The 254-nt window shown below is 65.7% G+C and carries 1 pseudogene; it reads right to left on the bottom strand.

The annotated features are described in order from the left end of the window. Positions 1–162, bottom strand: a pseudogene (locus tag CWO91_RS42535) (acetyl-CoA C-acyltransferase); the annotation flags it as partial. Positions 163–254 lie beyond the last annotated feature (92 nt).

Raw genomic sequence — 254 nt, 5'->3', positions numbered from 1 at the left:
CACCACGTCCTCGACCTCGCCGGGCGCGATGCCGGCCCGCTTCACGGCTTCGGCCATCACATGCCCGGCCATGGTGGGGCCGTCCGTGTTGTTGAGCGCGCCGCGATAGGCCTTGCCGACGGCGGTCCTTGCGGTGGAAACGATGACTGCTTCAGTCGTCATGCTGGCCTCTTTGCCTATGCGGCCGCGTCCAGCTGCGCATAACGCAGCACGTGGAACGCGGGATCGCCGAACTGGATGTTGATGGAGGAGAT

It is taken from the genome of Bradyrhizobium genosp. SA-3 (genome assembly GCF_004212635.1).
GTDB lineage: Bacteria > Pseudomonadota > Alphaproteobacteria > Rhizobiales > Xanthobacteraceae > Bradyrhizobium.
The sequence above is the reverse complement of the archived record's forward strand: the minus strand, read 5'-3'. Positions and strand labels throughout refer to the sequence as shown.